This window comes from Acinetobacter sp. YH01019, assembly GCF_013420285.1.
GTDB lineage: Bacteria > Pseudomonadota > Gammaproteobacteria > Pseudomonadales > Moraxellaceae > Acinetobacter > Acinetobacter gandensis.
Genome location: NZ_VOYM01000175.1, coordinates 1 through 1,494 on the forward strand (window position 1 = coordinate 1; position 1,494 = coordinate 1,494).

Annotated in this window: 1 protein-coding gene and 1 pseudogene; both read left to right on the plus strand. The window is 29.3% G+C overall.

Going from position 1 to position 1,494, the window contains the following annotated elements:
• Positions 1-107, plus strand: a pseudogene (locus FTT84_RS17745) (IS701 family transposase); the annotation flags it as partial.
• A 2-nt stretch (positions 108-109) separates the two neighbouring features.
• Complete coding sequence (locus tag FTT84_RS17750) at positions 110-1,159, plus strand: hypothetical protein (protein WP_180082028.1); 1,050 nt, start codon at positions 110-112, stop codon at positions 1,157-1,159.
• The last annotated feature ends 335 nt before the right edge of the window (positions 1,160-1,494 follow it).

Sequence of the window (1,494 nt, forward strand, 5' to 3'; positions counted from 1 at the left end):
ATGTATATCGTTGGCAGAAGAAATTATTTAGACCAGTTATCAAAAACTTCATTGATGACTTTATTCTCGATAAAAATCATCTGCTACCACAGAGAATCTATAAATAATAGTGCGTAAGTCCTATAATTGGTTAAAAGATAAAAATTTACCCTCATTTACAACACTTAAAACTACATTTGATCGAGCTTTTAAATCACATGCTATATCAGAAAAACATCAAGAGGCTTACCTATTCTTTTTATTAATTGCTCGCTTTTGTACTTACTGCATCAAGCAAATAAAAGAAAATTACGGAAATAGCATTTTACAGGCTATAACGATAAAACTTAAAACTTATTTAGAAGTAATCTATAAAGATTTTCATTTATTTTACAATGATAAAAAGATATCTATCGTTGCAAAAGAAAAAGAAAAAATTACAGCCAATCAATCTTTTACGGAATCGAAAAAAAATGAAAATCTAATATTAATCAATTTTGCAATTATTGAACTATTTTCAAAGAATTGCTTACAACCTGGGGAAGAATTAGCTTTACATGTACAACGAGTAGGCCACACTAATGATCTACCAGATTTTGATGATAATTTTCCTGCTAATTTTAATTTAATTACATTAAAAGATGGATTTAGGTATCTGCAATCACAAGCCAACCCTCAACATTTTTTAGCAAATATAGAAAACTATCATCATGGTTATTTTGACGTTCTTAGCAATAAAATATCCTTTGATACTTGGTTTGAATCTTATAAAGCATGTAAAAATGACATTGTTTATCCTTGGTTAGAACAATGGATAAGAGGTGTAATATTATTTAAAAAGAATCAAAGTCAAGAAGCATTAGAATTTATGGATAAAGCTTTTGAAACCATTCGTTATGCAGCGGGTAAACATCAAGAATGCTTTTTAGAGGACTATCTTTTAATTAGTTTGGCTAATCCTAAAGGGTACAAGAGTTTTAAACAAGCCTATAAATGGGGAACATTTATGAATCATTTTGGCGGTTTAAAACCTTTATTTAACTTAGAAAGTGATGAAGAAATCAAACAGCTTTATCAGGCTAAAAAAGATAATTTTAACGCATTTGAAAAAATGAAAAATAATATGGATATGCGAACTTTAGCAAAAATGGTTTTTCATTGGCAATATGATGATAATTAATTGATAGTAAGGAGGAGATTAAATCTTCTCCTTATATATTTTCATTGGCTTAAAGCAAATTAGTCTACTGCAATCATCACTTTCATCGAATTTTAATCCAGCACATGCTTAAATACATCATAAGTTTTTTCAAACTCTCCTAATTTTAAATGATGCTTTGCCAATTTCTCTAAAAGAAAAATTGCTCGAACAGCAGGTTTTTAGCAACATGAACCGTACCGGGTTTGTCGGAGACTCAATATTCTGAGAGACTATTCCGATGAAAAAACCAAACTATACCCCCGAAATTAGAGAAAGAGCGGTTCAATTACTAATTGAATCTGAAAAAGATTATC